This is a genomic window from Alteromonas sp. 07-89-2, from assembly GCF_013113925.1.
GTDB lineage: Bacteria > Pseudomonadota > Gammaproteobacteria > Enterobacterales > Alteromonadaceae > Alteromonas > Alteromonas macleodii.
Genome location: NZ_VTYM01000023.1, coordinates 100,437 through 126,768 on the forward strand (window position 1 = coordinate 100,437; position 26,332 = coordinate 126,768).

Genomic DNA, 26,332 nt, shown 5'->3' on the forward strand with positions numbered 1-26,332 from the left:
GCATTAAAATTCGTATTCCAACGACATGCGAAGTGTGTGATCTTTACTGTCACCATTTAGTCCGGCAATAAAGCCCAGTTCCCATTTTAACTGTTTCTGTCGGTCAAAGCGTTTTATGCCCATGAATGCTGGACCAACCCCGATAAAGTCCTCTGCTACATACACTTCTAATCCAGGTTGTACTTCAGGGATCCAGCGATACCTAAACTTGGCTTTAAATTCGCTTTCCCATTCATTCTCAACAGTTTGACCCCACTCGTACACCAAGCTAATGTTAGTTGTTAAACTGAATTGGCCAAATTCTTTTTCTGTTAATAACCCCGCTTTAACTTCCCAGTCATCGGTATTGTGCTGCTTTTCCAGCTCAAACAGCGTTGCCCAGTCAGCCCAGTATCGCCCTTGTTCAGTCATCATCCAGCGTAACTCTACTTCGTAGCTTTCTAAGCCAAAATCTTCATTTTCATCTCGCGCACCGACAAGGTATGTCTCGAGGATCATAAACTCTGAAAGTGCATGGCCGAACGAGAAGCGTTGCATTAAAACATTGCCATCGTCATTTTGTCTTGAGGTAAGTCGCCACTCAAACTCACGTTCAAAGGGTAATACATAAGGGTGATAAACCTTATCTACGGTAAAATTATCTGCATAACCGTTACTTGAAAACACGGCGTATAATGCGATAGCAGTAAGGAGAAAACGTCTCACTGTACGACCTCCTGAATTTCATCAGAGAATCTCTTTTTTGAAGAAAAGAAAGCAATTAAATTAGGCACGATAAGTGCGAAGAAAAACACCAATAAATAGCTCGTCGAGGGCGTAGCCTCATAGCCAACGAGAGAATTCAGAAGATGACCATATTCGCTATTGTCGCTAATTATTGTGCTGCTATCCCATAGCTGCCTTGGCGGTGGGAAGGTGTCAGTTTGTTCCAATAGTAATGCGATATTAGCGGTTTGAGCTGCCACAAATGTGGTTGCAAAAAAGTATGTTGCTCGCTTGCTAACAAAGTGGGTGAGCAAAATATTAAGTAGAATAGCGATGCTAATACTTATACCCAGACCAATGATAGTGCCCAAGAGTAATAACGTACTATCACTATTACGTGATAACTCGGAAACAAAATAAACTAAAAAGTGCAGCGAATTGGGTAAGCCAATACCTATTACTAGTAGGGTGAGGCCTAGACTGAACCAATTTGAGATACGTGACGGCAAAAGGACAACAAGGCACATACCCAACCACGCAATAAAAAACAGAATTGATTTGAGATACTCAAATCCGGCACCTTCTGATAGCTGCGATACCAGTCCTAGCTGGGGGTAGGTAAATACAGCGAGCAATACCAGCAGCAACACCCGCCACGCAACGGCAAGCGTAGATACACGCGGCAGCACCAGCAATACACTAATGAGCAGGAATATGGGCAAGGTATCACGCAAGAAGAGAACGACAGTATTAATTAGCATCCAGCGTGTCCTCTTTGTTTTTAACTATTACCTTTCCTACTGCGCTATTAGGGTGAAACTCGCCGAAAAAAGGATACTCACCGGCTTTTAATGGGCCAATAAAAATGGTTCCTCGACTTTTCGCAAATATCACTTTTTCCCTGTTCAAAGAAAAGCTATCTATTTCTTCGGGGGTATCATCGAAATTAACAAAGGTTAGTTTTACTTTTTGCCCAGCAGGCACAATCACTTCCTGAGGAAAGAATAAGTGCTCTTTAATTTCCACCACCACTTCAGGTAAGGCGAACGCAAGGGGCGTATAAAAAGCACAAAGGGTTGAAAAGCAGAATAAAGAAATCTTAGAGTATGTAGTCATTGGAAAATGCCACCCTAACTTCTAATCCCCCTAGCGAACTTTCATGTAAAGAGAGTTCAGCCCCGTGTAATACAACGATTTGTTCTACAATTGCTAGCCCCAAGCCGCTTCCCGAATGAGGGGAGCTGTTAGATGCTCTTTTGAATCGGTTTAGCACGACAGCGTGCTGGTCAGCAGGAATGCCTGGCCCAGAATCACAGACGCTTAAAGCTAGTTCGTTTTTCCGTCGTTCAATCCTAATTATTATTTGTGCACCGCTAGGAGAGTATTTACTTGCATTGCTCACTAAGTTCTGAAGCAAGGTGTAAAGGACAAATTGAGAACTTAGCAACCAGGCCTCTTCTCCTTCCAGTGCTATTTCTTGGTTTTTATTTTCTATAGCGCCGTATAGGTCACTAATTACCTCTTGCGAGACCACATGCACATTTACAGGTTCTCGCTGTTCTGCAAACGTTTCTGGACTGGTGCGAGTAAGCAAAAGGAATTGGTTTACCGCGTGGATCATTCTGTCAGTGTCTGCTTTGAGGGGAGCCAATACGTGGCCTTTTTCACCTAACTCGTTCGCTATATTGTGAATGTTTATTTTCATCACGCTGAGCGGAGTTCTAAGCTCATGCGCCGCATTGGATGCGAATTGCTGCTCTCGTTCGAACGCTGAATTCAGTCGCGTGAACATGGTGTTTAACGTAGAAACAACAGGTGTAAGTTCACTGGGCTCACGGGATAACGCAATGGTAGAAAAGTCATTACCCTGTCGGCTGGCAAGGAGTTTTGATAGGTGTTTTAACGGCGATAGTCCCCAAGTTATGCCAAAAAAGAGAATGAGTGCAAGAATTGGCACACTAATTATAAAAGGGGTGATGGCGGCTACAGTTAGCGAGTCAGTTAAAGTGAAGCGACTACTTACGGGTTGAGCCACCATATACCAGCTATCATTATTCGGGTTAAACCGGGTATGTACCCGCCAGCGTGTGCCCAGTGCGTTTACTTCAGAAAAGCCCTCGGAAAAGCTGGTTAACGGCGTGCTTAGCGCGTCAGTAGATGAGCTGGCCAGCTTACCTTGTTTCCATACCTGGAAGAAAAGTGTCTGTTGCTGTGTGCGGGTGCCGCTATCTACGTAAGAGATTGCGCGGGATAGCTCAACTAACTCGTTATCTAACAAGGTATTCGATATACCCAGCGTTGCGCGGTAGCCTTTAAGTGCTGCACTAAATATCACTAAAACAAGCGCGCTGATCAGTGTAAGAATTAGAAAGCGGCGAATTGAAGACAATTCACTCCCCCGATTTTGAAATGCAATAACCGACGCCTCTAATAGTCTTAATAAACTCAGGAGGCATTTTCTTACGCAAATTACTCACGTGTACTTCTATCGTGTTGCTTGCCACTTCCTCTCCCCACTCATAAAGTTTATTCTCTAGCTGATCTTTACTCAGTATGCGCCCTGCGTTTTCAATAAGCGCTTTTACTAGCATGAGTTCACGTCGAGGTAAGTGAACGTTTTGATTGTCGATAGTAAGCGTATGATGGGCAGTATCAAAGCTGACATTCTTAACGCTAACAATGGTGTGAGATGCTGTGCTCAGACGACGCTCAAGTACTCTAATCCTAGCTAACAGTTCTTCTATTTCAAACGGTTTTGGTAAGTAGTCGTCGGCGCCTGCATCTAAGCCAGAGATTTTGTCTAGCGTTTTATCCCGTGCAGTTAGTATCAACACAGGAAGCGTTGCGTTTTTCTTTCGAATAGATTTTAGTACGTCGAGGCCATCTGTGTCAGGTAAACCCAAGTCAAGAATGACGATGTCACTTTGGCCCGCTCGAAGCGTTGCAAGGGCATCTGCGCCTGAATAAACACAGTCTACCGTGAAGTTGGCATTCTTTAGTGAAAGGGCGAGGGCGTCAGACAACGGCCTATCGTCCTCTACGAGCAGTACACGCATAAAAAACTCATTGATAAAAAACAAATCAAAACACTAAACGAGAGACCTTAAGAAAACCTTAAGTGTTTAGTGTTTTACTCTGACATCTCTTTTTCGAGCGCGCGTATTGCTAAATCTTTGTATTTATCCCACCGCGCGTAATCTAGTTTATAAGGTATTGTTGGGTTGCCGAGTTCGTGAATTTTTCTACTTTCAGCATCGGCAAGCATTTCTGCTTTTCTGTGCCCTTCGAAGCTATCGAAGATACGTTCGAGTTCTCCACCGTCTAGAATTCTGATAAGACCTAATCTCAATCTATTCGCGAGGGCAGGGTTATCTGGGCTAACAAAAAAGTACTCATAGTTGGGGTATTTTAATAGGTGGAACTGCTCTAAAGAGATATGCTTATCTTTATGGCGTTCTAAATCGAGGTGTACTTCTATGATATTTCTGGGGAAAGCGTCAACTAGCCCCTTATCTACCATAGAGTACATAGAATGGAACCAAAGGCTCCAATCTTCACCACTTACGTTATAGCCATTTGCTTTAAGTACACTTAAATCTGGCCAGTCTGCGCCTTGAACCATGGTTGATTGCTTTAATGCTTCGCCGGTTTGTTGGGCAAAACTGGACTGCTCAGAAGGGTTAATCACCAATACGCGATAACCTGAATAACCTTTCAGCAGTGGTAACTTAACGGGCAGAAGACGCTGCTCTCGGTTACTGTTGGTGACACTCCACATTACATCCGCATCGCCTTTTAGCAAAGTAACAAGCTGACGACTCTGACTCATAGGATGGGGGTGAGGGGTTAAAGCAACATCACCGTATTCTGGTGTTGCTGCGATAACTGCACTGAGCACAGCTACATGATAATTGCCATAATCACCATCGGCAAACGCACGTGTATATACTAACTCCTCAGCATTTACACTGGCTATAAATAGCGTGTGTAGCATCATCATTGAAGCTACGAAGCGAGACATTTTCATTTTGTTTTTATAGCGGTTCCAAATATAACGTTTTGACGTTACCTCAAATCGGTTTCTATGTCATCGGCAGATGATGGAATTTTATCCATATTTTTTGTTATTAGGGGTTCGCATTTCCTTCAATTCCTGTATAATTCGCGCCCTGCCCAGTTACGCCCACCTTTGGGAAGGTGGAAGAATCAGCCGGCTCGAAGGGGTCATTGTGTTGATTTTAAGGTGATTTCTGGTGTTCAGAAATCAGTAACGACGATATTATTCGGGTGAATTTGAAAATGAAAACTTTTGTTGCTAAGCCAGAAACGGTACAACGTGACTGGTATGTGGTAGACGCCACAGACAAAACTCTAGGCCGTTTGGCTTCTGAAATCGCACTACGCCTTCGTGGTAAGCACAAGCCAGAGTACACACCTCACGTGGACACTGGTGATTACATCGTAGTAATCAATGCTGAGAAAGTTGCGGTAACAGGCCGTAAAGCGCAAGACAAAATGTACTATGCGCACTCTGGTTACCCAGGTGGTCTTAAAGAGACAAACTTTGAAAAACTAATTGCTCACAAGCCAGAAATGGTTATTGAAAAAGCAGTTAAAGGCATGTTGCCAAAAGGCCCTCTAGGTCGCGCAATGTTCCGTAAAATGAAAGTTTACGCAGGTGCAGAGCACAAGCACACCGCACAGCAACCACAAGTTTTGGACATTTAAGGAGCTATTAACATGGCAGATACTCAATACTACGGCACAGGCCGCCGCAAAAGTTCTACTGCTCGTGTGTTCCTACGTCCAGGCACAGGTAGCATTAAAGTAAACCAACGCGCTCTTGACGAGTACTTTGGTCGTGAAACAGAGTGCATGGTTGTTCGTCAGCCACTTGAACTTGTTGAAATGACTGAAAAGTTTGACGTATACATCACTGTTAAAGGCGGTGGTTCTAACGGTCAAGCGGGTGCAATCCGTCACGGTCTTACTCGTGCTCTTATGGAGTATGATGAAGCACTACGTCCAGCACTTCGTAAAGCTGGCTTCGTTACTCGTGACGCACGTCGCGTTGAACGTAAGAAAGTTGGTCTACACAAAGCGCGTAAGCGTCCACAATTCTCAAAGCGTTAATTTTTACGTTTTTTGTATTGCAAAAACCCGGCTTATGCCGGGTTTTTTATTTTCTAAAGGCAGAAAAGATGGAGGGTTTTGGTTTAAGCTGCGTATAAGTACTTATTGAAATTCAACTATGTCGAAAATGTGAAAGTAGTTTACCTCAAAGCCCAGCCGCCAGTAACGGTCTCAGAACAAGACGACAATTCCTCACTGTATGCGTTAGTGCGAGAGCATGAGTCTGCGCTTCGTCGATTTATTCGCGTTCGTGCTCGGGTTAGCACGCATGAAATCGAAGACATTTTACAAGAAATGTACGCAAAGCTATTTTCAATGGAAGGACTGGCGGCTAAGTCAGAAGAGCGACAAGATACTTTTCGAAGTTTTCTTTTCACCGTTGTTGCCAACTTGATTATTGACCGAGAACGAAGAGCAAAAGTCCGAGCACGTGATGCTCATGAAAGTTTTTCAGAAGCTGACCATGGGGAAAAAGACCACGGGCCAGAAAAACAGGCTGGAATATTCGAAAAACTCTCTGAAATTGAGCACGTTTTAAATGGTATCAACCCTTACCATAAATCAGCCTTTATACTATGTCGTGTAGAGGGGAAATCCTATCGCGAAATTAGTGATACGTTAGGTGTATCCGTTAGCACAGTAGAAAAATACATAGCAGCGGCGCTGACTGCAATCAGAAATAAGGTTTTAGACTAATGAGTTCTGAGCTAAATAGGCAAAATTTAATCAGTCAGCAGGCAAGTGAATATGTAATCCGCTTGTATAGCGGAGAGCTGACAGCCAAAGAAGAGACAGAAATTACTACTTGGTGTGAAGCGAGTAATGATAATCAGGCTGCGTTCGAACAAGCATTAGCAATATGGGAAGCTGCTCCTGAATTACCTCAAAAAAGTAGTTGGCGAGATAAGCTTGAAAGACGCTTTTATCACTTTAGATATATTGCAGCCAGTTTATTTTTGGTCACTGCATGTTTATTTTTATTTTTGAAAGGTGAAGATACAGTACTTGAACATTCATTGAATCTTGTTCAGCGCTACGCAACCGCAATTGGCGAGGTTAGCAATATAGGTCTTTCCGACGGTTCTCAAATTACCTTAAACACGGCGACTGAAGTTAAAGTCAACTTCACGCCTAATAGAAGAGAGCTATGGCTAGAAAAAGGGGAAGCTTTTTTTGATATTGCCAAAGATAAATCTAGACCCTTTCTTATTTATACTAACTCTAAGATTGTTAGAGTTGTAGGGACTAAATTCAATATAAAGCTATCTGAGAGCGGATTCGACATTTCTGTAGCTGAAGGTATTGTTGCTGTCGAAAGTGAAAATCCGCTCACAAGCCTACCCGATCAAGCGCCTCTTTATCTTGAGGCAGGAGCCGTCGCTTCTTTTAAAGCGTCTAGTTCACTTATTACAAAGCAAAATGATGAAAAAGTTGAAAAAGCGCATAGCTGGCGTTCTGGATATTTACGTTTCGACGACGAACAATTAGAGAATGTAATTGATAACTTTAATCGTTATAGAAGCAAAAAAATTACAATTGATGCAAGTGCGGCAAACCTCAAAATTAGCGGTGTGTTTAAACTAACAGATGGCGATGCGATTTTGACAGCGTTGGAAGCAACGTTGCCGATAAAAATAGAAGAAACTGAAAAAAATATAAAAATAGTGAAAAAATAGCGGAGGCTTTTAATTCTGGCTGCGTATTAATCAAAGGACGCATAATAAATATACAAGGAGCAGCCATGATGTTGCCAAAAACAACAAGTACACTCGCACTTTGCATTGCGCTAGCAATATCGAACGGCGCAAACGCAAAAACAATAGAAGGCCTGTCCATAGAAGCCACCACACTCGATAATGCATTGTTGCTATTGGCAGAAAAGAGTGAAATTCAAATACTGTTTTCAGACGAAAAAATTAAGAGGACTTCTGTCTCTGGTATATCGGGTGACATGAGTGTTGAGGATGCGCTTTCGCAACTGCTTAAAGATAGTGATTACATCTATAAAAAGACGTCGGATAGTACGTTTATTGTTGTACCGCAAAACAACTCGCCTAACACTCCAGCGAAGAAACAAAGTAGCGATGGGTCACCAAACGAGCCCCTCAACCAAGAAGCCAGTATTGAGAGAGTCCAAGTAACGGGATCTAATATTCGTGGGATGCAAGACACTGGAGCGCTTCCAGTTACTACGATGTCTTCTGAAGACATTGATGGTCTCGGCTTAACCAGCGGCGCTGAAATTCTTGCCGAACTACCCCAACAAGGCGCTGTAAATTTTAATAGCGAGCGAGTTGTTGGTGGCGTCAATGACGCCCGTGGTGATGTATCATCTGTGAACCTTAGAGGAATAGGGACGGGCTACACTCTTACTTTATTAAACGGTCGCCGTCTTGTATTACATCCAGGCACCCAAGCTGAAAATTTAGTTCCTGTAACAACCGTTAATTCTAACACGCTTCCAGTTAAAGGTTTGAAGCGAGTAGAGGTCTTAAGAGACGGTGCCGCAGCCATTTACGGTACAGATGCAATTTCTGGCGTTGTTAACTACGTTCTCGATGAAAAGTATGTCGGTGCGGAAGTTCAGGCGCAATACGGGAGTAGCCAAGGTACTGGTAGAGACCAGGTAAATCTTTCTGGTGCAGCTGGGTGGTTATTCAATGACAACAGTACCCATGTAACTTTTAGTGGGGGGTATTACCATAGAGATATGGTAATGGCTAATGAGCGAGATTACTCCGCGACATCAGATTTGCGTGATTACTCAGAAGTTCCTGAAGATTTTGTCGGAGATACACAATTAGATAACCGCACGACGGTAACTCCTTGGGGAGAGTTTTCATCAGACTCACTGGGAACCTTTCATATTCAGCCTTCCTCTTTCGGTGAATGTGCTGCAGTGTTGAATAACAATATATGCGCCGCCTCAGGGTCCACACCTAGAGATCTTCGTTTTGACTCAAATAGTCAACGTAGCTTAAGTTCAGAAGTTGATAGGTTAAATTTATACACCCTTGTCAATCATTACTTGAACGATGATGTAGAAATCTATGCAGAAGCGCTTTATTACTCAGCAACTGCAAAGCGTATTCGAGAACAATCGGGAAACTTAACAGCTCAACGGTTTACAGTGTCTGCTGATGCATTTTACAACCCATTTGGAGAAGAGGTTACTGTTCGTCGATACCGTCCAATAGATACTGGACCAAGAAATGTAAAAGTGGACGATTATAGCTATCGCCTCTTAGCAGGTACACGAGGCTATTTAGGAAGCTGGGATTTTGACTCAGCAGTATTGTACTCAAAAGCGAACACACTTGATTCTGCAAATCGGATTAACACGAGCCTTTTTCAAGAAGCAGTAAATAGCACTGATGAATCAACAGCATACAACATTTTTAGTGGCGCAAGTTTAAGCGATCCTAACTCCGTAGATGATACTGATGTCCCTCAGAGTGTAATTGAAAGTTTTATGATAAATGTTGAGCGCGAATCTGAAACTGAGCTTGCTTCGATCGATGCCAAAGTTTCCAGACCAGATTTATTTTCTATGCCTGCTGGCGAAGTTGGATTTGCCGCAGGAGTGGAATATCGCTATGAAAGCTTTTTTGATAAACGTAGTGACGACTTGAATGGCACGTTGTTTTTTACTGATCTGGTAGGCCTAACATCCACAGAGATTGCAAGTCAGGTGCTGGGCAGTAGTCCTACGCCGGATGCAAGCGGGAGCCGCAACGTTGTATCCGCTTTTGCAGAATTTGCGATTCCACTAATCGCTGATTTACCTCTAATTGAGAGCTTAGATTTGCAGGTTGCAGGGCGCTATGAAGATTTTTCTGATGTAGGGAGCGTTTTTAAACCTAAGTTTGCTCTAGCGTGGAGGGTCAACGAGAACGCGCTATTTCGAGGTGCGTATTCTGGCGGCTTCAAAGCGCCAGGGTTACCGCAAGTTACCGCAGTTGATGTTGCAAGATCAAATACGCGAGTAGATCCAGTTACTCAAAGTAATAGAGGTACTTTAGAGCTAAGAAATGGAAGTGACACGCTGAGTCCTGAAGAAAGTGAAAATTATTCGTTTGGCGTAGTTATTACACCAACTGAGAACTTGACGTTCACTCTCGATTGGTGGGAAATAAAGCAGGAGAACACAGTAGGGATTTTAAATAGCCAAACTCAAATTCTCTACGATGCATTACTTCGGTCTCAAGGAAGCCAAAACAATAACGTTGTGCGTGACGAGAACGGTGAGATATTGTTTGTTCGTAACGACTATACAAACCTCCTCCCCCGAGAAATATCTGGTATCGACTACAGTATTGATTACAGATTGGAAACAGATATCGGAAAATTCTCAATCAACTTAAATGCAGCAAATCTGAAGAAGTTTGATCAGGGCTCTGACTCTGTTACAGATATTGTTGTTGCAGCTCAAAACGAAGGGAATGAAGCACTTTTGTATGAGGGTGAACTAGTTTCTATTTTCGGGAGTGATGGCTCTCTAATAAGGCAAAATGAACGCCCAAAATGGCGAGCTAACCTTGCTTTAACTTATTCACTAGGTGCAGTAAGAGCGGGATTGAAGTATCGGTTCGTAAGTGATGTCGAAGATACAAGCCTGAATTACACCAATGGTGAAGGTGAGTTAGTTACTTATGTGTTAGATGATTGGTCGACGATTGATGCTTTTTTGAGTTTTACATTAAGTGAGGATTCACTTCTTAGTGGTACCACTAAGATAACCTTAGGTATGCGAAATTTAACTAACGAAGAACCGCCTTTTTCAGACGAGACATTCGGTTTCAATAGTGCGTTGCATTCATCAATGGGAAGATACACTTATGTAACTCTAAATCATAAGTTCTAACCTGCGTTCATTCTAAACATACTTACTAGTTAAAAAGGGCGTTCTCACTGAGCGCCCTTTTCTTTGGAGAAATTTATGATTCGAGTTTTATTATTCGCTTTTTCGTGCTTGTCCTTCCCTGTGGCAGCTTGTAATTTCAGTGACGTTGAATTTGCAGCGGATTTTGAAGGCGGACGTTTAGATAGTTGTGAACTCACCGATAATGGAGAGTATATTTTATCATTTTTACCTGAAGACAAACCCATCAACCCTAGCCCTTGGTACTATTTTAGTGTCACATCAAAAAATGAATTAGAGCTAAAGATAGTGCTTAGTTTTGATGGTTATTCGCCAAGATATCTTCCAAAAATGAGCAGAGACAAAAAGCACTGGACGCCCATACCTTTTGATACGGACAAAAGAGGGATGATTATAGCTTTAGAAAGCTCGAAACAGCCCCTCTTTGTTTCAGCTCAGCCACCTATTTTAAACGAGCAATATAAAAAATGGTTGAAGGAGAAACAAAGCGAGTTTGATATTGACCTATTTACTATTGGCAAGTCTACCGAGAACAGAGTAATAGATGCTTTTACACTTTCACGCCCTAGTAATAGCGAATGGGTTGTTTTCGTAGGACGCCAACACCCACCGGAAGTTACCGGGGCTGTAGCAATGTTCTCTTTTCTAGAAGAGTTCTTAAAACAAACAGCTAGCGAAAAGCAATTTTTGTCACGATTTAATGTACTCGTGGTCCCAAACATTAACCCCGATGGTGTTGCTAATGGTCATTGGCGCCATAGTCTTGGCCATAAGGATCTTAATCGAGATTGGAACGACTTCTCTCAGCCTGAAACCGCTTCAGTAAAGACATTTTTGGATACGATTTCAGATAAAGGTGGAAAAATTGTGTTTGGGATGGATTTTCACTCTACCCACGGAAATGTTTTTTACACCATTCCTTCCTCTGAGCCGCTAGCGCCTAGTGAATTAGTGGTAGATTGGTTAGAAGAGCTACAAGAAAAAACAAAAGGTATATTCAAAGTTCTTGATAAGCCCGGCACGTCACCAGGTAAGGGAGTGTTTAAGCAATTTATCGCTGACACATACAATGTCCATGGTGTAACTTACGAAGTAGGGGATAACGAGCCAAATGAAAAAACGCGATATGTAGCAAGAAAAGCCGCAAATGCCCTTATTCCCGCTTTACTTTCTGTCCCGCCAGAAGGTTTTGACATCAAACACACAGCAACGGAAGGTTCGAAAAATAATGAGTAAACTATTTCTTGTTGGCGCATTAATGCTTCTGTCTAACGTTGCATTATGCGCACAATTCGAAGCAAAAAAGCATAATGTAGGGACTGTTTCTTTTTCTCACGAGAGCGAGATGAAAACGTTGGCCCAAGCTTTGTGGAGTGAACCTGAACTTGGTTTTTTAGAAGACAAAAGTACTAGCTTGATGCAAGAACTACTATCTAAACGCGGCTTCTCTGTCACACAAAGCGTTGCTGGCATGCCTACAGCGTTTATAGCGGAGTATGGGAATGGGAAGCCGATAATTGCTCTGCTAGCTGAAATGGATGCGCTGCCAGGGATGGGAGTAGCTGCGAAGACGCACAAAGAGCCTGTAATGAAACGCGGTCTGGTACAGTCTGGCCATGCTTGTGGTCATAATTTGTTTGCAGGCGGTGCAGTAGGCGCAGCTTTGAATATTGCAGACTTCTTAGATAAATCCTCAGCAACGGGTACAGTGAGAGTTTATGGGACACCTGCAGAAGAGGGGGGCTCTGGAAAAGTATACCTCGCAAGAGCAGGTAAGTTTAAAGATGTGGATGTTGCGTTGCATTGGCACCCTTCCGATTCATCGTCTGCTTCTCCTTCATCATCACTTGCGAACAAAAGTGGTAAGTTTCGGTTCTTCGGAGAAGCTGCACACGCTGCAGCGGCACCTGAAAAAGGGCGCTCTGCCTTAGATGGCGTTGAAGCGATGAACATGATGGTAAACTTAATGCGAGAGCATGTTCCAGACGGGACTAGAATTCACTACGTGATTACACATGGTGGCACCGCCCCTAATATCGTGCCCGATTATGCGGAAGTATACTACTACGTCAGGTCAGCGAAACCAGATGTTGTTCTATCGCTTTGGGAGCGACTTGAGCTAGCTGCCGAAGGTGCAGCATTAGGAACACAAACTAGAGTAGAGTCTGAAGTTACAGGAGGTGTTTGGAATGTGCTTCCAAACGTTTATCTTTCTTCACTAATGCATGATTTACTCACCGAAACACCTCAAATACCACTCACCAAAGACGAAATTGAGTTTGGTAAAAAAATTAGCAGTACCCGCAATATGGAGTTTGATAGCTCAAAGCATGGCGTTCCACAGAAGTTTAGTTCAGAAGTAGCGGTATGGTCTGCGTCTACAGATGTTGGGGATGTCAGTTGGCAGATTCCTACTGTTGGCCTGTCTGCTGCGACATGGGTTAAGGGTACGCCTCCTCATACTTGGCAAGCGTCATCAATGAGTGGGATGGAAATAGGCCATAAAGGAATGTATCAAGCAGCAGAGGTTTTAACAAAAACGGCAATTTCTTTACTTAAAGAGCCAGTTCACCTTAAGAATGCTAAAAATGAATTTAAAACCCGCTCATCAACCGCAAATTACATACCTATGATTGGACAGAGAGCACCTGCATTGGACTACAGGAAATAATTAAATAACGCTGATTAAAACACTTTTATAGCTAACAATGTTTTAATATTGAATCAAGAAATTGCTTAGATATGTGGCAATTTCTTGATTTTACTCATATCACTCGCTAAATCTTTATCTAAGCTCTAGATTAATTTATTGCTTAAATATCAGTAAAACCTTGTGTTTATAAGGGCTTTTCTTTTATCATTTGCGGTCGAAAATTTTGAAAACTTTCGTGACCTCGTAAACCAGTAAATTTTTACTGTTACGTCGCTGTCATGACAAGCCATATGATGCATGACGCAAGCGTGATAAAACCAGTATAAGCTTGGGTTACACATCATAATTATCCAAACCTGGAGAAATGTGGATGAGCAATGTATCTGTAGATGCAACAGAGTCTGCACACAATGAAAACCAGCCAGAAAACAACACTCGTCGTCGGTTCTTGACCGTTGCCACGTCGGTAGTTGGTGGTGTAGGTGTCGTTGGTGCTGCTGTGCCTTTTATTGCGTCCTGGAATCCAAGCGCCAAAGCGAAAGCCGCCGGTGCTGACGTTGAAGTAGATATCAGCGGGATTGAGCCTGGACAGTTAGTACGTGTGATGTGGCGAAGCAAGCCTGTGTGGATTGTACGTCGTACGCCTGAAATTCTTGAAGAACTAGGCGCGCACGAAGATAAGCTGAAAGATCCTAACTCTGAAGCTGAGCAGCAGCCTGCCTTTGCTCAAAACCGTTTCCGTTCAATGAAGGAAGAGTACCTTATCCTTGTTGGTATCTGTACTCACCTGGGTTGTTCTCCACAGCATCTTAAAGACGGTGCATTTGAAGAAGTGGTTGAAGGCGTTCCAGATGGATTCTTCTGCCCGTGCCACGGTTCGAAATTCGACATGGCTGGACGTGTATTCCAAAACGTTCCTGCACCGTTGAACCTGGTTGTACCGCCATATCAATTCGTTGATGACAATAACATCATCATCGGTTCAGAAGCGGAGGCCGTGTAATATGAATGCTTTCCTAGGTTGGATTGAAGAACGCATCCCAATGATGCGCGTTGCGAATATGCACGCTCTTCAATATCCTGCTCCAAAGAACATGAACTTCTGGTATGTGTTCGGTTTTCTAGCAACTATCGTTTTGGTCAACCAGATTGTTACTGGTATTTGGTTGACCATGAACTTCGTTCCATCTTCAGAAGGCGCATTTGCTTCTGTTGAATACATCATGCGTGAGATCGACTACGGTTGGATCATTCGTTACATGCACAGTACTGGCGCATCAGCGTTCTTTATTGTGGTATATCTACACATGTTCCGTGGCATGATTTACGGCTCTTACCAGAAGCCTCGTGAGCTTCTATGGGTGTTTGGTATGTTTATTTACCTAGCGCTTATGGCAGAAGCTTTCATGGGTTACGTTCTACCTTGGGGACAAATGTCTTACTGGGGTGCGCAGGTAATTGTATCACTATTTGGTGCTATTCCTGTTGTTGGTCCTGACCTTGTTATTTGGCTACAAGGTGACTACGTTATCTCTGGCGCAACACTAAACCGCTTCTTCGCATTACACGTTATTGCGTTGCCGTTGGTTATCGTTATTCTTGTGTTTCTTCACATTATTGCACTTCACGAAGTGGGTTCTAACAACCCTGATGGTATCGCTATCAAGCACAAGAAAGGTTCACTACCTGAGTCTGAAAAGACGAAGTATGAAATTCATGAATACTACACAAGCAAGTACGACATTGCTGATGACGTATTGCCGTTCTTCCCACACATCGTACTTAAAGACCTTGTGGCGTTCTGTGTATTCTTAGCATTGTTCACTTACGTGCTGTTCTTTGCCCCTGAAATGGGCGGTAAATTCCTAGAGCACCCTAACTTTGAAATTGCTAACCCACTTAAAACACCAGAGCATATCTTCCCTGTTTGGTACTTCACACCGTTCTACGCGGTACTAAAAGCGGTTCCTGATAAGCTATTCGGTGTATTAGCGATGTTCGGTGCAATTGCTGCGCTATTTGCTCTGCCTTGGTTAGACCGTGGTCGTGTTAAGTCATGGCGCTATCGTTGTGGCCTACACAAAGTAAACCTTATCGTGTTTGCAATTGTGTTTATCTTCCTAGGTTACCTAGGTGGTACACCGCAAGAAAACTGGAAAATCATTGCGTCGCAAGTTGCAACGGTAATGTACTTCGGTTTCTTCGTAGCACTGTTCTTGTACAGCAAAAACGAAAACACTAAACCTGTGCCAGAGAGGATTTCTAAATGAAAAAAATGATGTGCTTTTTAGCCTTCTTCCTACCTGGCGTAGCGCTTGCGGCAGGCGGGAACGTACACCTGGATAAAGCCCCTATCGATTTAACCGATAAGGCGTCTTTACAGCGCGGTGCACAATTGTTCATGAACTACTGCTTAGGCTGTCACTCAATGAAGTATCAGCGCTATCAGCGTTCATTCCAAGACTTGGGTATTCCTGACGAACTAGGTCAAGAATACCTGCAGTTCACGGGTGAAAAAGTGTCTGACTACATTACCCGTGCAATGCCAGAAGAAGCCGCTGCTGGCTGGTTCGGTGCTGCTCCACCAGACCTAACGCTAGTGGCTCGTGTTCGTGGCGAAGACTGGATTTACACTTACCTGCGCTCTTTCTATGTTGACGAAAGCCGCCCATTTGGTGTGAACAACACAGTATTCCCAGAAGTAGGTATGCCACACGTACTTCAACCACTTCAAGGTACGCCAACACGTACTTATGAAGAGCAAATGGTTGATGGAGAGATGGTTAAGCGTTATGTAGGCATTAAGTCAGATGGTACTGGCGCAATGTCTCCTGACGAGTACGACCAAGCTGTTGCCGATATCGTGAACTTCCTAGAGTACACAGGTGAGCCTTCTAAACTTGAATCTCACAAAATCGGTAAGTGGGTACTTATCTTTATCGCAGTATTGTTTGTATTTGTTTACTTACTGAAGAAAGAATACTGGCGAGAAGTGCACTAATCGCACAGATTTATGTATAATATGAAAAGGGGGCTTCTCGCCCCCTTTTTTGGTATTTACTCGTGCTATCTGAAAATCCTAGTAAATAGGGTCTTCAGGTAGCACGAGTTAACGTAATAAGCTTACCGTTTGTAAGCGTAAACTTGTTTCTCGACGGAGGAAATTGAATGGCCGTAGCCGCGAATAAACGTTCTATTATGACGTTGTTCTCTGACACAATTGATATTTATAGCCACCAGGTGCGTATTGTGTTGGCAGAAAAAGGTGTGGGTGTTGAAATCAGCTACACAGATCCTAGCAACTTGTCTGAAGATCTGTTGGAGCTTAACCCTTACGGTACTGTTCCAACTCTAGTTGATCGCGAGCTTGTACTTTACAAGTCGCACATCATCATGGAATACCTTGATGAGCGTTTCCCTCATCCACCACTTATGCCGGTTTACCCAGTATCACGTGGTCAGAGCCGCCTTATGATGCACCGCATCGAGCAAGACTGGTACTCGCTTGCTGCCCGTATTTTCCGTGGCGAAGGTGATGTAGAAGCAGCACGTAATGAGCTGCGTGAAGCTTTGCTATCTCTTGCGCCTGTATTTGGTGAAATGCCTTACTTTATGAGCGAAGAGTTCAGCTTAGTTGATTGCTATCTTGCTCCGCTATTATGGCGTTTACCTGCACTAGGTATTGAACTAAACGGTGCTGGCAGCAAAGAAATTAACGCTTACATGAACCGTATTTTCTCTCGTAGTTCATTTAAAGCGTCTTTGACTGACCAAGAGCGTGAGATCCACAACCCGCTATGACATCTATGACGTCAAACCAGCCCTATTTGCTTAGGGCTTTTTATGAGTGGATTGTTGATAACGACTTAACGCCGTACATTGTGGTAGATGCAACCAACGAGTTGGTTGAAGTGCCGCAGGAATTCGTTAAAGACGGCCAGATCGTTTTAAACGTATCACCTAGTGCGTGTGTTAACTTTTCTCTTGATTTAGATGGCTTATCGTTTCAAGCGCGCTTCTCTGGGCAACCTAGAAGATTAAGTATGCCTTGTGAAGCGGTAATGGCTATTTACGCAAGAGAAAATGGTGCAGGTACAGTATTCGCCACTGAAGAAGATGTGGCTCGTGCGCAGCAAGAGCGTCCAGAAACATCTGAAGATGTTTCTCAACCTAGCGGCCCGACGTCGCTGGAAGATGCTGATGCAAGCGACGTGAAAGACGCACCTGTTCCACCTAAGAAGGGTAAGCCTACCCTTAAAGTTATTAAGTAGCTTATTAAGTAACTTATTAAATAGCTTATCAAATAACGTATTAGCCTGGTTTTGTGAAGTTTATCTACTCAGCAAAGCCAGCGCTTATCTTTCTTATTCCCGTTAAGTTTTATCTCCCGTTCCCCTTCGCACAAAAGTAAAAACACCCCATTACCTGCGTAATAGGGCGCTTTCAGGTGGTACTGCGTTCGACCATTTAACGGGTTCGGGTTATCACCACGCGGCTCGTTGGGAAATCAAAGCGATGGGCCTCGGTTAGTACCGATGTGGACAGACCCTCACGGCTTGGATCGTCAGCGTTTGCACTAGTGACTACACCTTGATGAAGCCTCACTGCATCGGCAAGGTCATCTCTTACCACATCATAGCCCGCAGCTTCTCCGCCGCCACCCGCTGCACTAGCGGCAGGGCCTGGCATAGTAGCTGCGGTTTCTGTGTTTGCTTCTGTACCCGCATCCCAAGTCACTGTCATGAACGTTTTTATATCACCAACCGCCATGTTGCTTACATTCGCAGCGTTTAAGCCGGTGAATGCGTCGTTGGTGTTGACCAGCATGGTCGTTACCGTAAGGCGAAGGTCGTCAGCATCGAGTTCTGGAACCACAAGAGTTAGTTCTGCGCCCATTGAGCGAGGACCCAATATACCCCCAGAGTTTTGCGCATCCAAAAAGTCTGTGGCGTCCATGGCTTCAGTAATGACCATAGACGGGTCACCGCCTTCAGCCATTATTTCAATGCCCATGCTGGCTGGCTCGCCTTCATTAAATGAATGGAAGCCTGACTCATGCAATATGACGGCGGCAGGTGCAAAGGGCTGAGAGTAGGTTAAGTTGGTAATTTGTACGGTATAAACCGCTGAATTACCGTTAATACCGTCTTGTCCGTCCGAACCGTCCTGGCCATCCGTACCATCTTGTCCGTCAGTACCTGCTTCCCCCTGCGGACCAGCTGGTCCTTGAGGGCCTGTATCACCATCGTCGCCGCAGGCAGCAAGAAGCGCTGAAAGCATCAATAATGTACTGAGTTTAATTATTGGATTATTCATCGTATTGGCTCCTTAAGATGCAGGAACAGTAATAACTACACGTGCTACTGGGTTCAACCAACGGTGTACGGTAGAGTCCAGATCACTGGCACCAGCGGCGCTATCAGTATCACCAAGCGCATTGCGGTGGATGTGTACTGGGCCATCTTCACCATCTTCAATTTCGCCATTAACGATTTGTGCACCCACACCCGTGCCACCTGTACCCAAATCAACAATACGAGTTGGAGCGCCGCCACCGGCAACACCCGGTACGCCATATCCACCCAGCGAATTTCCGGTCCCAGCTTCAACAACATCTGTACGGGCACTATTTAGTTCATCGTTAAGCTCAGTACCGGCATCGTATGCATTAAGGTAATAAGTGTAGGTACCCGGCTCGGTTGGAATTTCAATACTGTCCATACCAACAAAAGCGTCGTTAGTAGGTATTAGCATGGAAAGTAGCGAAAGATATGGCTTGTCCATAGTATCGAAGGGATAGCTTAACGTAGCTTTCGGCGCGAGAAGTCCGCCAAAACGGTGCCACGTATTTGAACCATTGTCGGTATCAACAGGGCCGAGTAACGCTTCAAAGTTTGCGCCACTTGAATCAGCATTTTGTTCGTCGTCAATAACACCAGCTTCAGCTAACCACGCTAGAGCTGATGACGCAGGTTGCCCAACTTCAAAGGCATCGACGGTGTCATCGTGAGCTATGACTAAGCGCGGCGTAAAACTCTGCGCCTGAGTCAGGTTGGTAATTTCAATGTCTAAAGTGACAGCTTGGCTTACTGATACTGCTGCTAGCGACAAAAGCGTTGCGCTAGCAAGTTTAGTGAATTTCATTTTATTGTCCTTATTTATGGCTTAAATCGCATAAAAATTTAGGGCAGTAAAATGTCCAATTCATCACAGAACTTTCACAAAACGCACACAGATTCGTCTCAATAAATAACAGTGCTGTTATAAATTCTGAATTTATATTTTTTAAAAAAATTGTAATCACTGTGAAAGAAAACCACGAACACACTGGTCTTGTTTTTTATTGGCGAATTAGGAGCGAGATATGATCCTTATCATCTACAGTGGAAATAAGTTTCAACAGAACATATCGCAATGCTTAAGTAAGCATAGCTTTCTTTACGACGCAGTCTCTAATTTTCAATCCGCAGAGTCGCTGCTTAAGGCGCAGCATTATTCGCTCGTTATTGTTGAGTCGCATGGAAATATTATCTGTCTTAATCGTATAAAAGGCCTTGTTGATACGAACCCCGAAAGTTGGGTGATGGCAGTGGAAAGTGACGCGATGACAGACGATGTGGCCGACGAAGAGGTAGATGAAGCAAACTACTATGAAGTAGGCGTAGATGATTATCTATCAGGGCCATTTGATGCACGTATGTTTATTGCCCGTATTCGCTCCCATATGCGCAGAAGTATGCCTAGCCAAGAACATTTAAGACCATCTCAAGGTAGTGAAGAGCGCATCGAAATAGGACCCCTTAAAATCGACCAGCGATTTCATAGCGTAACCTTAAATGGCCAAGTGCTAACGTTAACGGCTAGGGAGTTTGCGCTACTGGATTATTTTTGTCGTCATCCAAACCAAGTTTTTTCTCGCAATCAATTGCTCAGTGAGGTGTGGGGCTATAACCACGAAGGCTACGAGCACACGGTGAATACCCATATAAATCGGTTACGCACTAAGCTTGATAAAATCAACAGTATTGAAAATGGCGGACAGCTAGTAGAAACCGTCTGGGGTGTGGGTTACAAGCTGAACGTCAATGGATATATAGCGAAAGCGCTTATTGCATGAGTGTTGTTTAGCTCACCCATGCCCTATCAGGCATGAGAGTTCAAAATTAACTTAAATTAGAAACAGCGTCGCAGTACCTAAGAAAGCAAAAATACCCACTACATCGGTTATCGTAGTTAAGATAACACTGCCAGCTAGGGCAGGGTCTATCTTAAGACGCTTCATGATCATAGGTAAGGTTGCGCCCGCTAAAGCAGCTGCAATCATGTTTACCATCATGGCAAAGGCAATAATTACGCCCAGCATGTAATCTTGTTTCCATAACGCGATGACAGAGGCAATAAGCACCGCCCAAATGGCACCGTTTAAAAAGCCGATGGATATTTCTTTACTGATAAGCCATCGTGAGTTACTCGCGTTAACATGGCCTAGTGCCATACCGCGAATAACTAGCGTTAGCGTCTGATTACCCGCTACACCGCCCATACTGGGGACAATGGTATTTAATATAGCTAACACAGCCAGTTGGCTGAGCGTTGCTTCAAATAGATCACTCACCATCGCAGCCATTAGCGCCGTCACTAAGTTTACCGCCAGCCACACCGAGCGTCGTTTGGTACTTTGCATAACGGGTGCAAAGGTATCTTCGTCATCATCAAGACCCGCCATACTCATCATCGAGTGCTCGGCGTCCTCACGAATAATATCAACCACGTCATCAATGGTAATTCGGCCCACTAAGCGATGGTTTTCATCTACAACAGGTGCTGAAAGCCAATTGTATCGCTCGAACAGGCTTGCCACTTCATCGTCTGGCATATTCACAGGAATCGCTTCAGATTCCTCGTCCATAACGTCAGACACTTTATCGTCGGTATCTGCGGTGAGTAAACGGGTAACCGGAACGATACCAACAAGGTTGTCAGTTCGGTTTACCACGTAAAACGTATCCGTATTCTCAGGTAGCTCGCCTTTTAAGCGGATATAGCGCAGAACCACGTCAATGGTCACATCTGGACGTAATGTGATGGTGTCGGTGTTCATGATGAAACCAGCGGTTTCCTCACCGTAAGACAGCGCTTGCTCTGCGCGCACGCGATCTTGTGCATCCATCGAATCTAGAATATCGGCCAATACTGGCTCGGGAAGGCTGCTTAGCGTCTCTGCTAAGTCATCGGTATCCATCTCTTCAAGTGCGTCAACCACATTAGCGGGAAGCATTTTTGTAATGATACCGTTTCGAACATCGTCAGACAGTTCTTCTAAAATGTCGCCGTGAAAGTCACCATCAATGAGCTCCCATAATTCGTCACGGGTTCTGCTAGGGCTAGATTCAAGAATGTGGGCGACGTCTGAAGGCGGTAATTCAAGCAGAAGCTTACGTACAGATACGAATTGACCGTTGGTCAACGCAGCGTTGAGTGCGCGTAACTGAGTTTGTACGTATTTAGAAACAAGCGCTTCTGCCATAAGGCGTTATTCCTACAAGCTAAAAGATGAACAATGCAGGCCATAGAGCCTAAGTGGGCGTAGAATATCGCAATTATGATGAGTCTGTCATGATAATTGCGTAGGTTTTGCGCAGGATTTTAAGATAACTGCGCTAAGTGTTGATTAATTGGTCAATGGATTGGGCAAGTAAGACTATTCGTCTTCGTTAAATCTGCCCTCAATAAGCTCTTCAATAGCTGCAAGTGCATCAACAGCATCACTGCCGTCCACAATCACGTCTACCTGTTCACCTTGATGGCTTTCAAGCATCATTAATCCCAATACACTGCTTGCGTCTGCTTCTTTATCGCCTTTTTTTAAGATGATTTTAGCGTCGAATTGATTAGCCAGTTTAACCAGTTGGGTCGCCGCTCTTGCATGCAACCCTAACTTATTGACGATAGTTAGCGTTTTTTGAATAGTCATTACTGATTCAGCTCTCTATGGCGAATTTGTACATCAGGGTGTATTTCACTGAAGGTTTTCGACAGGGTCTGTGCGATATAAACCGAACGGTGTTGGCCACCAGTACAGCCAATTGCTACGGTTACGTAACTTCTGTTATTGCGCTCTAAATGAGGCAGCCATGTCGTTATTAAATTCTGAATTTGCCAAATGAACTTGGTCACTACAGGCTGCGACCCCAAAAATACTTCTACTGGTGCGTCTAATCCGGTCAAATGTTTAAGATCGGGCTCCCAATGGGGGTTAGGTAAAAAGCGGGCATCAAAAACGTAATCCGCATCTTTAGGAATACCGTGCTTAAAGCCAAACGACTCAAACACAAGCACAAGGCGTGAGCTTTTCTTACCCAGGATACGCTCTCGAATTAACTCAGCCAGTTGGTGAATGGTAAGCTTATCTGTGTCTAAATATAAATCTGCGCGTTCAGCAATAGGAGCAAGTAGGGCAGACTCGGCTTTAATGGCTTCTGAAAGCGATTTATTAAGCTTGGCGAGAGGGTGAAGGCGACGTGTTTCGCTAAAACGCTTAACCAGTACATCATCGCTCGCGTCAATGTAAACAATGGTCATCGACCACGAAGAAGGCAGGTAGTCTAGAATTTCTACCAAATCGTCAGGATTTTTAGGTAAGTTTCTCACATCGATACTTACCGCAACCTGATCGTACTCGTCAACAACTGTATGGGTTAAGGTGGGAAGTAAGTTTACCGGGATATTATCAACACAGTAATAACCTAAATCTTCCAATGCGCGAAGTGCGACAGACTTACCAGACCCCGAACGACCACTGATTATTATCAGCTTCACCTACTTTCTCCCTAATACTCTGGTTTTATCACATACGCGTTGTTGAATTAGGCGCCTACTAAACGGTTAATAGGCGCTTAATGTTTAACTTAATGCAGATAGAATATCGTCGCTTGTCGTTGCGCGACGTATTGCTTTAATCGTTTCTTTGTCGCTTAGTTTACCAGCCACGGTGGCCAGCGTTTGAAGGTGTCCTTCGGTCTGTTCCTCAGGAACGAGTAGCGCAAAAAAGATGTCTACGGGTTTCTCGTCAAGGGCGTCGAAGTCAATTGCTGGCGTGCTGGTTACAACAATGGCAATCACTTTCTCGAGGCCCGGCAGGCGTCCATGGGGCAGGGCGATACCATTGCCAATGCCTGTACTACCCATACGCTCTCGAGCCATCAAACTGTTGAGTACCGTTGCCTGATCAATGTTCTCGTTTTGCTTGGCAGCGATATCAGCGATGATCTCAAGAATTCGCTTTTTACTATTACACTGAACCGCACACTCGGTGCGGTCCAGACTTACGATGGCTTGTATATCCATGCTTAATTAACTACTAATGTTTTTTCAGTTTTTCCTTATGCTTGATTACCTGCCGGTCGAGTTTATCAACCATGCTGTCAATCGCCGCATACATGTCGGTATTTTCTGAGGATGCGAATACTTCAGCGCCACTTAAATGAACGGTCGCCTCGGCTTTTTGATTTAATTTTTCAACGTTCAGGATGACATGCACATTAGAAATGTGATCAAAGTGACGTTCAAGTTTGCTGAACTTCGTATCGACATAATTACGCAAAGAGTCGGTGATTTCGACATGATGACCAGTAAGGTTGATTTGCATATTTCGTCTTCCTTATATTATTAAGCCCGATTAAATAAGGCTTTTGCGTTGGTTCGACGGCGGGATCGACAACGATTCCCGGTACTTTGCTATTGTTCGCCGGGCAACTTTAATGCCTTGTTCGGCCAACAATGAAGCAATCTTGCTATCACTTAGCGGCTTGCTAGGCTTTTCAGCGGCCACTAATTTCTTGATCAATGCACGAATCGCTGTAGATGAACATTCACCACCAGACTCTGTTGCAACGTGGCTTGAGAAGAAATACTTCAATTCGAAGATTCCACGTGGCGTATGCATGTACTTTTGCGTTGTCACTCGCGAAATAGTGGATTCGTGCATATCTACCATTTCTGCGACATCATTTAGCACCATTGGTTTCATCATTTCCGGGCCGTGCTCAAAAAAGCCCATTTGCTGCTGCACAATGCAGTTTGCAACCTTCATTAAGGTTTCGTTACGAGATTCAAGGCTCTTTATGAACCACTTAGCCTCTTGCATGTGTGAGCGGATGAATTGTGAATCGCTACTATTCTTGGCACGGCGACTCATTGCAGCGTATTGTTGATTTACGCTTAACTTAGGCAGACTGTCGGGGTTCAGCTCAACCACCCAACGGCCATTTTTCTTGGTTACTGAGACATCAGGAATAACGTACTCAGGCTCTTTAGTAACTAAAGCACTACCTGGGCGAGGATTCAAGGTTTGCAGTAAACGCATTGCCTCGCGTAGCTGATCTTCTTTCAATCGGCTTTTACGCATAAGCGTACGATAGTCTTTGCTGCTCAGTAAGTCAGAGTACTCTTCAATCAGTTGCTTTGCTTCAGCAAGCCACGGTGTGTCTTCTGAAAACTGGCGCAATTGCACCATCAAACATTCTTGTGGAGAGCGTGAGCCAGAACCAATAGGGTCAAACATCTGAATGCGCTTAAGCACACATTCTATTTCGTCCATTTCAATCGGCTCTTCCATATCATCATCGTTAACCGCTTCTAAAATATCATCAAGGGTAACGGTTAAATAACCTGACTCGTCGATAGAGTCGATGATTGCTGTAGCGATTGCGCGATCGGTATCCGAGAAATGGGTAAGGCGCATTTGCCAAAGAAGGTGTTCTTGAATATCTTCAGTAGTCTCACCTTGGAAGATTTGCTCGTCGTCATTGGATGGACCCGGAGCAGGCGAAGATGAAGCAGAGTAGTATTCGTCCCATGTGCTGTCGATTGGCAGCTCATCGGGAAGATCGTTTTTCTCAAGTGCATCGCCGGCTTCTAGTGTGTCACTAGATGCAGAAGCAGTGGCCTCAGAGCCGCTGTCATCGTTGTCGATATTGTTCTTTTCTAGTTGCGGCTCGTCGTTACCTTCTTCAACTTCTAATAGCGGATTAGAATCGAGCGCTTCTTGGATCTCTTGTTGAAGATCAAGTGTAGAAAGCTGCAGCAGTTTAATGGCCTGCTGAAGCTGTGGTGTCATGGTAAGTTGTTGGCTAAATTTTAGCTGTAAAGATGGTTTCATCTACGTCTTATTTAAATGCTCTAAATTGAATATACCAGAGCGAAACTGAAAAATGGCAATTCGGTTACATTAACTATAGCCTGAATTGTTCGCCTAGGTATACATCCCTTACTTTTTGATTACTTAAAACCTGTTCCGCCGTTCCTTGCGCAATAAGCTCGCCATGACTCACAATGTACGCCTTTTCACAAACATCCAATGTCTCTCGTACGTTATGGTCTGTGATAAGGATTCCAATACCCCTATCGCGAAGATGTTGTATTATCTTCTTTATATCATTAACTGATATTGGATCAACACCAGCAAATGGTTCGTCTAACAAAATAAATTGCGGTTTTGCTGCCAGAGCGCGGGCAATCTCAACGCGACGGCGTTCGCCCCCTGACAAACTCATCCCCGTACTATTACGTATATGGTTAATATTAAATTCATCAAGTAGCGCATCTGCTTCTTCTTCTTGCTGTTGTGAATTTAAATCTTTACGGGTTTGCAAAATGGCCATGATATTTTCATGCACTGTGAGTTTTCTGAAAATAGAGGCTTCCTGCGGTAGGTAGCCAATTCCGCGGCGTGCACGCTCGTGCATGGGCTGATGAGTTAGCTCATTGTCGTCGATTTCAATCTTGCCTTTATCCAGATTCACTAAACCAACAATCATGTAAAATGTGGTGGTCTTACCAGCGCCATTTGGGCCAAGAAGACCAACAATTTGACCCGTTGAGACAGACAGACTTACATCTCGAACAACCTGTCTTGACTTGTAAGCCTTAGCAAGATTTTTAGCGCTCAAAGTTGCCAT

At 44.1% G+C, this 26,332-nt stretch carries 28 protein-coding genes; 13 read left to right on the forward strand and 15 right to left on the reverse strand.

Annotation, left to right across the window (positions count from 1 at the left end; translation table 11 throughout):
* Positions 1 to 3: 3 nt before the first annotated feature.
* The 6 genes from F0261_RS14835 to F0261_RS14860 form a co-directional block, all read right to left on the reverse strand.
* On the reverse strand, positions 4 to 705 hold the full coding sequence (locus tag F0261_RS14835) for a hypothetical protein (protein ID WP_071817178.1): 702 nt from the start codon (positions 703 to 705) through the stop codon (positions 4 to 6).
* Positions 702 to 1,466 carry an FTR1 family iron permease gene (locus F0261_RS14840; RefSeq protein WP_171338348.1) on the reverse strand — a complete coding sequence of 255 codons (765 nt, stop codon included), beginning with the start codon at positions 1,464 to 1,466 and terminating at the stop codon, positions 702 to 704. The genes F0261_RS14835 and F0261_RS14840 overlap by 4 nt, the downstream gene beginning before the upstream one ends.
* Positions 1,456 to 1,821: a cupredoxin domain-containing protein gene (locus F0261_RS14845; RefSeq protein ID WP_171338349.1), complete on the reverse strand. Its 366-nt coding sequence runs from the start codon at positions 1,819 to 1,821 to the stop codon at positions 1,456 to 1,458. Before F0261_RS14845 ends, F0261_RS14840 begins: the two co-directional genes overlap by 11 nt.
* Positions 1,805 to 3,094, reverse strand: a complete 1,290-nt coding sequence (locus tag F0261_RS14850; RefSeq protein WP_171338350.1) for a HAMP domain-containing sensor histidine kinase — start codon at positions 3,092 to 3,094, stop codon at positions 1,805 to 1,807. Before F0261_RS14850 ends, F0261_RS14845 begins: the two co-directional genes overlap by 17 nt.
* Position 3,095: 1 nt before the next feature.
* On the reverse strand, positions 3,096 to 3,761 hold the full coding sequence (locus tag F0261_RS14855) for a response regulator transcription factor (protein ID WP_171338351.1): 666 nt from the start codon (positions 3,759 to 3,761) through the stop codon (positions 3,096 to 3,098).
* A gap of 74 nt (positions 3,762 to 3,835) precedes the next feature.
* The gene (locus tag F0261_RS14860; protein WP_039219667.1) at positions 3,836 to 4,732 is read right to left on the reverse strand and encodes a hypothetical protein; all 897 of its coding nucleotides are present in this window, start codon (positions 4,730 to 4,732) and stop codon (positions 3,836 to 3,838) included.
* Between the two features lie 272 nt (positions 4,733 to 5,004).
* Here F0261_RS14860 and rplM point away from each other — a divergent pair, with 272 nt between their 5' ends.
* The 12 genes from rplM (at position 5,005) to F0261_RS14920 (ending at position 17,644) form a co-directional block, all read left to right on the forward strand.
* Entirely contained in the window at positions 5,005 to 5,433 is a 429-nt protein-coding gene (gene rplM / locus F0261_RS14865; protein ID WP_014948329.1) for a 50S ribosomal protein L13, read from the forward strand.
* Between the two features lie 12 nt (positions 5,434 to 5,445).
* On the forward strand, positions 5,446 to 5,838 hold the full coding sequence (rpsI, locus tag F0261_RS14870; RefSeq protein WP_014948330.1) for a 30S ribosomal protein S9: 393 nt from the start codon (positions 5,446 to 5,448) through the stop codon (positions 5,836 to 5,838).
* A 129-nt stretch (positions 5,839 to 5,967) separates the two neighbouring features.
* Positions 5,968 to 6,534, forward strand: coding sequence for an RNA polymerase sigma factor (locus F0261_RS14875; RefSeq protein WP_269350171.1), 567 nt, complete (start codon positions 5,968 to 5,970; stop codon positions 6,532 to 6,534).
* A complete protein-coding gene (locus F0261_RS14880; RefSeq protein WP_014978388.1) occupies positions 6,534 to 7,514 on the forward strand; it encodes a FecR domain-containing protein in 981 nt (326 codons plus the stop codon). The genes F0261_RS14875 and F0261_RS14880 overlap by 1 nt, the downstream gene beginning before the upstream one ends.
* A 65-nt stretch (positions 7,515 to 7,579) precedes the next feature.
* Positions 7,580 to 10,702 (forward strand): TonB-dependent receptor, encoded by a 3,123-nt coding sequence (locus tag F0261_RS14885; RefSeq protein WP_171338353.1) that lies wholly within the window; start codon positions 7,580 to 7,582, stop codon positions 10,700 to 10,702.
* Positions 10,703 to 10,777: 75 nt separating this feature from the next.
* The gene (locus F0261_RS14890; protein ID WP_171338354.1) at positions 10,778 to 11,956 is read left to right on the forward strand and encodes a M14-type cytosolic carboxypeptidase; all 1,179 of its coding nucleotides are present in this window, start codon (positions 10,778 to 10,780) and stop codon (positions 11,954 to 11,956) included.
* Positions 11,949 to 13,391 (forward strand): amidohydrolase, encoded by a 1,443-nt coding sequence (locus tag F0261_RS14895; protein ID WP_171338355.1) that lies wholly within the window; start codon positions 11,949 to 11,951, stop codon positions 13,389 to 13,391. The genes F0261_RS14890 and F0261_RS14895 overlap by 8 nt, the downstream gene beginning before the upstream one ends.
* Positions 13,392 to 13,743: 352 nt before the next feature.
* Positions 13,744 to 14,376, forward strand: coding sequence for a ubiquinol-cytochrome c reductase iron-sulfur subunit (gene petA / locus F0261_RS14900; protein ID WP_014948331.1), 633 nt, complete (start codon positions 13,744 to 13,746; stop codon positions 14,374 to 14,376).
* A 1-nt stretch (position 14,377) separates the two neighbouring features.
* Positions 14,378 to 15,643 (forward strand): cytochrome bc complex cytochrome b subunit, encoded by a 1,266-nt coding sequence (locus F0261_RS14905; RefSeq protein ID WP_014948332.1) that lies wholly within the window; start codon positions 14,378 to 14,380, stop codon positions 15,641 to 15,643.
* The gene (locus tag F0261_RS14910; RefSeq protein WP_014948333.1) at positions 15,640 to 16,374 is read left to right on the forward strand and encodes a cytochrome c1; all 735 of its coding nucleotides are present in this window, start codon (positions 15,640 to 15,642) and stop codon (positions 16,372 to 16,374) included. Before F0261_RS14905 ends, F0261_RS14910 begins: the two co-directional genes overlap by 4 nt.
* Before the next feature lie 167 nt (positions 16,375 to 16,541).
* Positions 16,542 to 17,174 (forward strand): stringent starvation protein SspA, encoded by a 633-nt coding sequence (gene sspA / locus F0261_RS14915; protein ID WP_012517332.1) that lies wholly within the window; start codon positions 16,542 to 16,544, stop codon positions 17,172 to 17,174.
* On the forward strand, positions 17,171 to 17,644 hold the full coding sequence (locus tag F0261_RS14920; protein WP_014948334.1) for a ClpXP protease specificity-enhancing factor: 474 nt from the start codon (positions 17,171 to 17,173) through the stop codon (positions 17,642 to 17,644). Before sspA ends, F0261_RS14920 begins: the two co-directional genes overlap by 4 nt.
* A 196-nt stretch (positions 17,645 to 17,840) precedes the next feature.
* On the opposite strand, the gene F0261_RS14925 is transcribed toward F0261_RS14920, so the two are convergent.
* Both F0261_RS14925 and F0261_RS14930 read right to left on the reverse strand, forming a co-directional pair.
* On the reverse strand, positions 17,841 to 18,689 hold the full coding sequence (locus tag F0261_RS14925; RefSeq protein ID WP_069943778.1) for a spondin domain-containing protein: 849 nt from the start codon (positions 18,687 to 18,689) through the stop codon (positions 17,841 to 17,843).
* Positions 18,690 to 18,701: 12 nt separating this feature from the next.
* The gene (locus F0261_RS14930) at positions 18,702 to 19,517 is read right to left on the reverse strand and encodes a spondin domain-containing protein (protein ID WP_069943779.1); all 816 of its coding nucleotides are present in this window, start codon (positions 19,515 to 19,517) and stop codon (positions 18,702 to 18,704) included.
* 220 nt (positions 19,518 to 19,737) lie between these two features.
* Here F0261_RS14930 and F0261_RS14935 point away from each other — a divergent pair, with 220 nt between their 5' ends.
* The gene (locus tag F0261_RS14935; protein ID WP_039235909.1) at positions 19,738 to 20,490 is read left to right on the forward strand and encodes a response regulator transcription factor; all 753 of its coding nucleotides are present in this window, start codon (positions 19,738 to 19,740) and stop codon (positions 20,488 to 20,490) included.
* 51 nt (positions 20,491 to 20,541) lie between these two features.
* Here the strand turns inward: F0261_RS14935 and mgtE are convergent, their stop codons facing one another.
* From mgtE to lptB, 7 genes are all read right to left on the reverse strand, one after another.
* Positions 20,542 to 21,900 (reverse strand): magnesium transporter, encoded by a 1,359-nt coding sequence (gene mgtE, locus F0261_RS14940; protein ID WP_014948338.1) that lies wholly within the window; start codon positions 21,898 to 21,900, stop codon positions 20,542 to 20,544.
* Positions 21,901 to 22,074: 174 nt separating this feature from the next.
* A complete protein-coding gene (locus F0261_RS14945; RefSeq protein WP_014948339.1) occupies positions 22,075 to 22,347 on the reverse strand; it encodes an HPr family phosphocarrier protein in 273 nt (90 codons plus the stop codon).
* The gene (rapZ, locus tag F0261_RS14950) at positions 22,347 to 23,192 is read right to left on the reverse strand and encodes an RNase adapter RapZ (protein ID WP_014948340.1); all 846 of its coding nucleotides are present in this window, start codon (positions 23,190 to 23,192) and stop codon (positions 22,347 to 22,349) included. The genes F0261_RS14945 and rapZ overlap by 1 nt, the downstream gene beginning before the upstream one ends.
* A gap of 84 nt (positions 23,193 to 23,276) precedes the next feature.
* The gene (ptsN, locus tag F0261_RS14955; RefSeq protein WP_014975727.1) at positions 23,277 to 23,720 is read right to left on the reverse strand and encodes a PTS IIA-like nitrogen regulatory protein PtsN; all 444 of its coding nucleotides are present in this window, start codon (positions 23,718 to 23,720) and stop codon (positions 23,277 to 23,279) included.
* A gap of 13 nt (positions 23,721 to 23,733) precedes the next feature.
* A complete protein-coding gene (gene hpf, locus F0261_RS14960) occupies positions 23,734 to 24,021 on the reverse strand; it encodes a ribosome hibernation promoting factor (protein ID WP_012517338.1) in 288 nt (95 codons plus the stop codon).
* A gap of 30 nt (positions 24,022 to 24,051) precedes the next feature.
* Positions 24,052 to 25,533: an RNA polymerase factor sigma-54 gene (locus F0261_RS14965; protein ID WP_014948342.1), complete on the reverse strand. Its 1,482-nt coding sequence runs from the start codon at positions 25,531 to 25,533 to the stop codon at positions 24,052 to 24,054.
* 73 nt (positions 25,534 to 25,606) lie between these two features.
* Positions 25,607 to 26,332 carry an LPS export ABC transporter ATP-binding protein gene (lptB, locus tag F0261_RS14970; RefSeq protein WP_014948343.1) on the reverse strand — a complete coding sequence of 242 codons (726 nt, stop codon included), beginning with the start codon at positions 26,330 to 26,332 and terminating at the stop codon, positions 25,607 to 25,609.

Bases quoted from the DNA above. Each gene is read 5' to 3' on its own strand.
- petA (WP_014948331.1), top strand. From the start codon at position 13,744: ATGAGCAATGTATCTGTAGATGCAACAGAGTCTGCACACAATGAAAAC.
- F0261_RS14965 (WP_014948342.1), bottom strand. From the start codon at position 25,533: ATGAAACCATCTTTACAGCTAAAATTTAGCCAACAACTTACCATGACA.
- F0261_RS14905 (WP_014948332.1), top strand. From the start codon at position 14,378: ATGAATGCTTTCCTAGGTTGGATTGAAGAACGCATCCCAATGATGCGC.
- F0261_RS14880 (WP_014978388.1), top strand. From the start codon at position 6,534: ATGAGTTCTGAGCTAAATAGGCAAAATTTAATCAGTCAGCAGGCAAGT.
- F0261_RS14885 (WP_171338353.1), top strand. From the start codon at position 7,580: ATGATGTTGCCAAAAACAACAAGTACACTCGCACTTTGCATTGCGCTA.
- F0261_RS14890 (WP_171338354.1), top strand. From the start codon at position 10,778: ATGATTCGAGTTTTATTATTCGCTTTTTCGTGCTTGTCCTTCCCTGTG.
- hpf (WP_012517338.1), bottom strand. From the start codon at position 24,021: ATGCAAATCAACCTTACTGGTCATCATGTCGAAATCACCGACTCTTTG.
- rpsI (WP_014948330.1), top strand. From the start codon at position 5,446: ATGGCAGATACTCAATACTACGGCACAGGCCGCCGCAAAAGTTCTACT.
- F0261_RS14910 (WP_014948333.1), top strand. From the start codon at position 15,640: ATGAAAAAAATGATGTGCTTTTTAGCCTTCTTCCTACCTGGCGTAGCG.
- rplM (WP_014948329.1), top strand. From the start codon at position 5,005: ATGAAAACTTTTGTTGCTAAGCCAGAAACGGTACAACGTGACTGGTAT.
- ptsN (WP_014975727.1), bottom strand. From the start codon at position 23,720: ATGGATATACAAGCCATCGTAAGTCTGGACCGCACCGAGTGTGCGGTT.
- lptB (WP_014948343.1), bottom strand. From the start codon at position 26,332: ATGGCAACTTTGAGCGCTAAAAATCTTGCTAAGGCTTACAAGTCAAGA.
- F0261_RS14855 (WP_171338351.1), bottom strand. From the start codon at position 3,761: ATGCGTGTACTGCTCGTAGAGGACGATAGGCCGTTGTCTGACGCCCTC.
- F0261_RS14935 (WP_039235909.1), top strand. From the start codon at position 19,738: ATGATCCTTATCATCTACAGTGGAAATAAGTTTCAACAGAACATATCG.
- F0261_RS14860 (WP_039219667.1), bottom strand. From the start codon at position 4,732: ATGAAAATGTCTCGCTTCGTAGCTTCAATGATGATGCTACACACGCTA.
- sspA (WP_012517332.1), top strand. From the start codon at position 16,542: ATGGCCGTAGCCGCGAATAAACGTTCTATTATGACGTTGTTCTCTGAC.
- F0261_RS14845 (WP_171338349.1), bottom strand. From the start codon at position 1,821: ATGACTACATACTCTAAGATTTCTTTATTCTGCTTTTCAACCCTTTGT.
- mgtE (WP_014948338.1), bottom strand. From the start codon at position 21,900: ATGGCAGAAGCGCTTGTTTCTAAATACGTACAAACTCAGTTACGCGCA.
- F0261_RS14945 (WP_014948339.1), bottom strand. From the start codon at position 22,347: ATGACTATTCAAAAAACGCTAACTATCGTCAATAAGTTAGGGTTGCAT.
- F0261_RS14840 (WP_171338348.1), bottom strand. From the start codon at position 1,466: ATGCTAATTAATACTGTCGTTCTCTTCTTGCGTGATACCTTGCCCATA.
- F0261_RS14925 (WP_069943778.1), bottom strand. From the start codon at position 18,689: ATGAATAATCCAATAATTAAACTCAGTACATTATTGATGCTTTCAGCG.
- F0261_RS14920 (WP_014948334.1), top strand. From the start codon at position 17,171: ATGACATCTATGACGTCAAACCAGCCCTATTTGCTTAGGGCTTTTTAT.
- F0261_RS14895 (WP_171338355.1), top strand. From the start codon at position 11,949: ATGAGTAAACTATTTCTTGTTGGCGCATTAATGCTTCTGTCTAACGTT.
- F0261_RS14930 (WP_069943779.1), bottom strand. From the start codon at position 19,517: ATGAAATTCACTAAACTTGCTAGCGCAACGCTTTTGTCGCTAGCAGCA.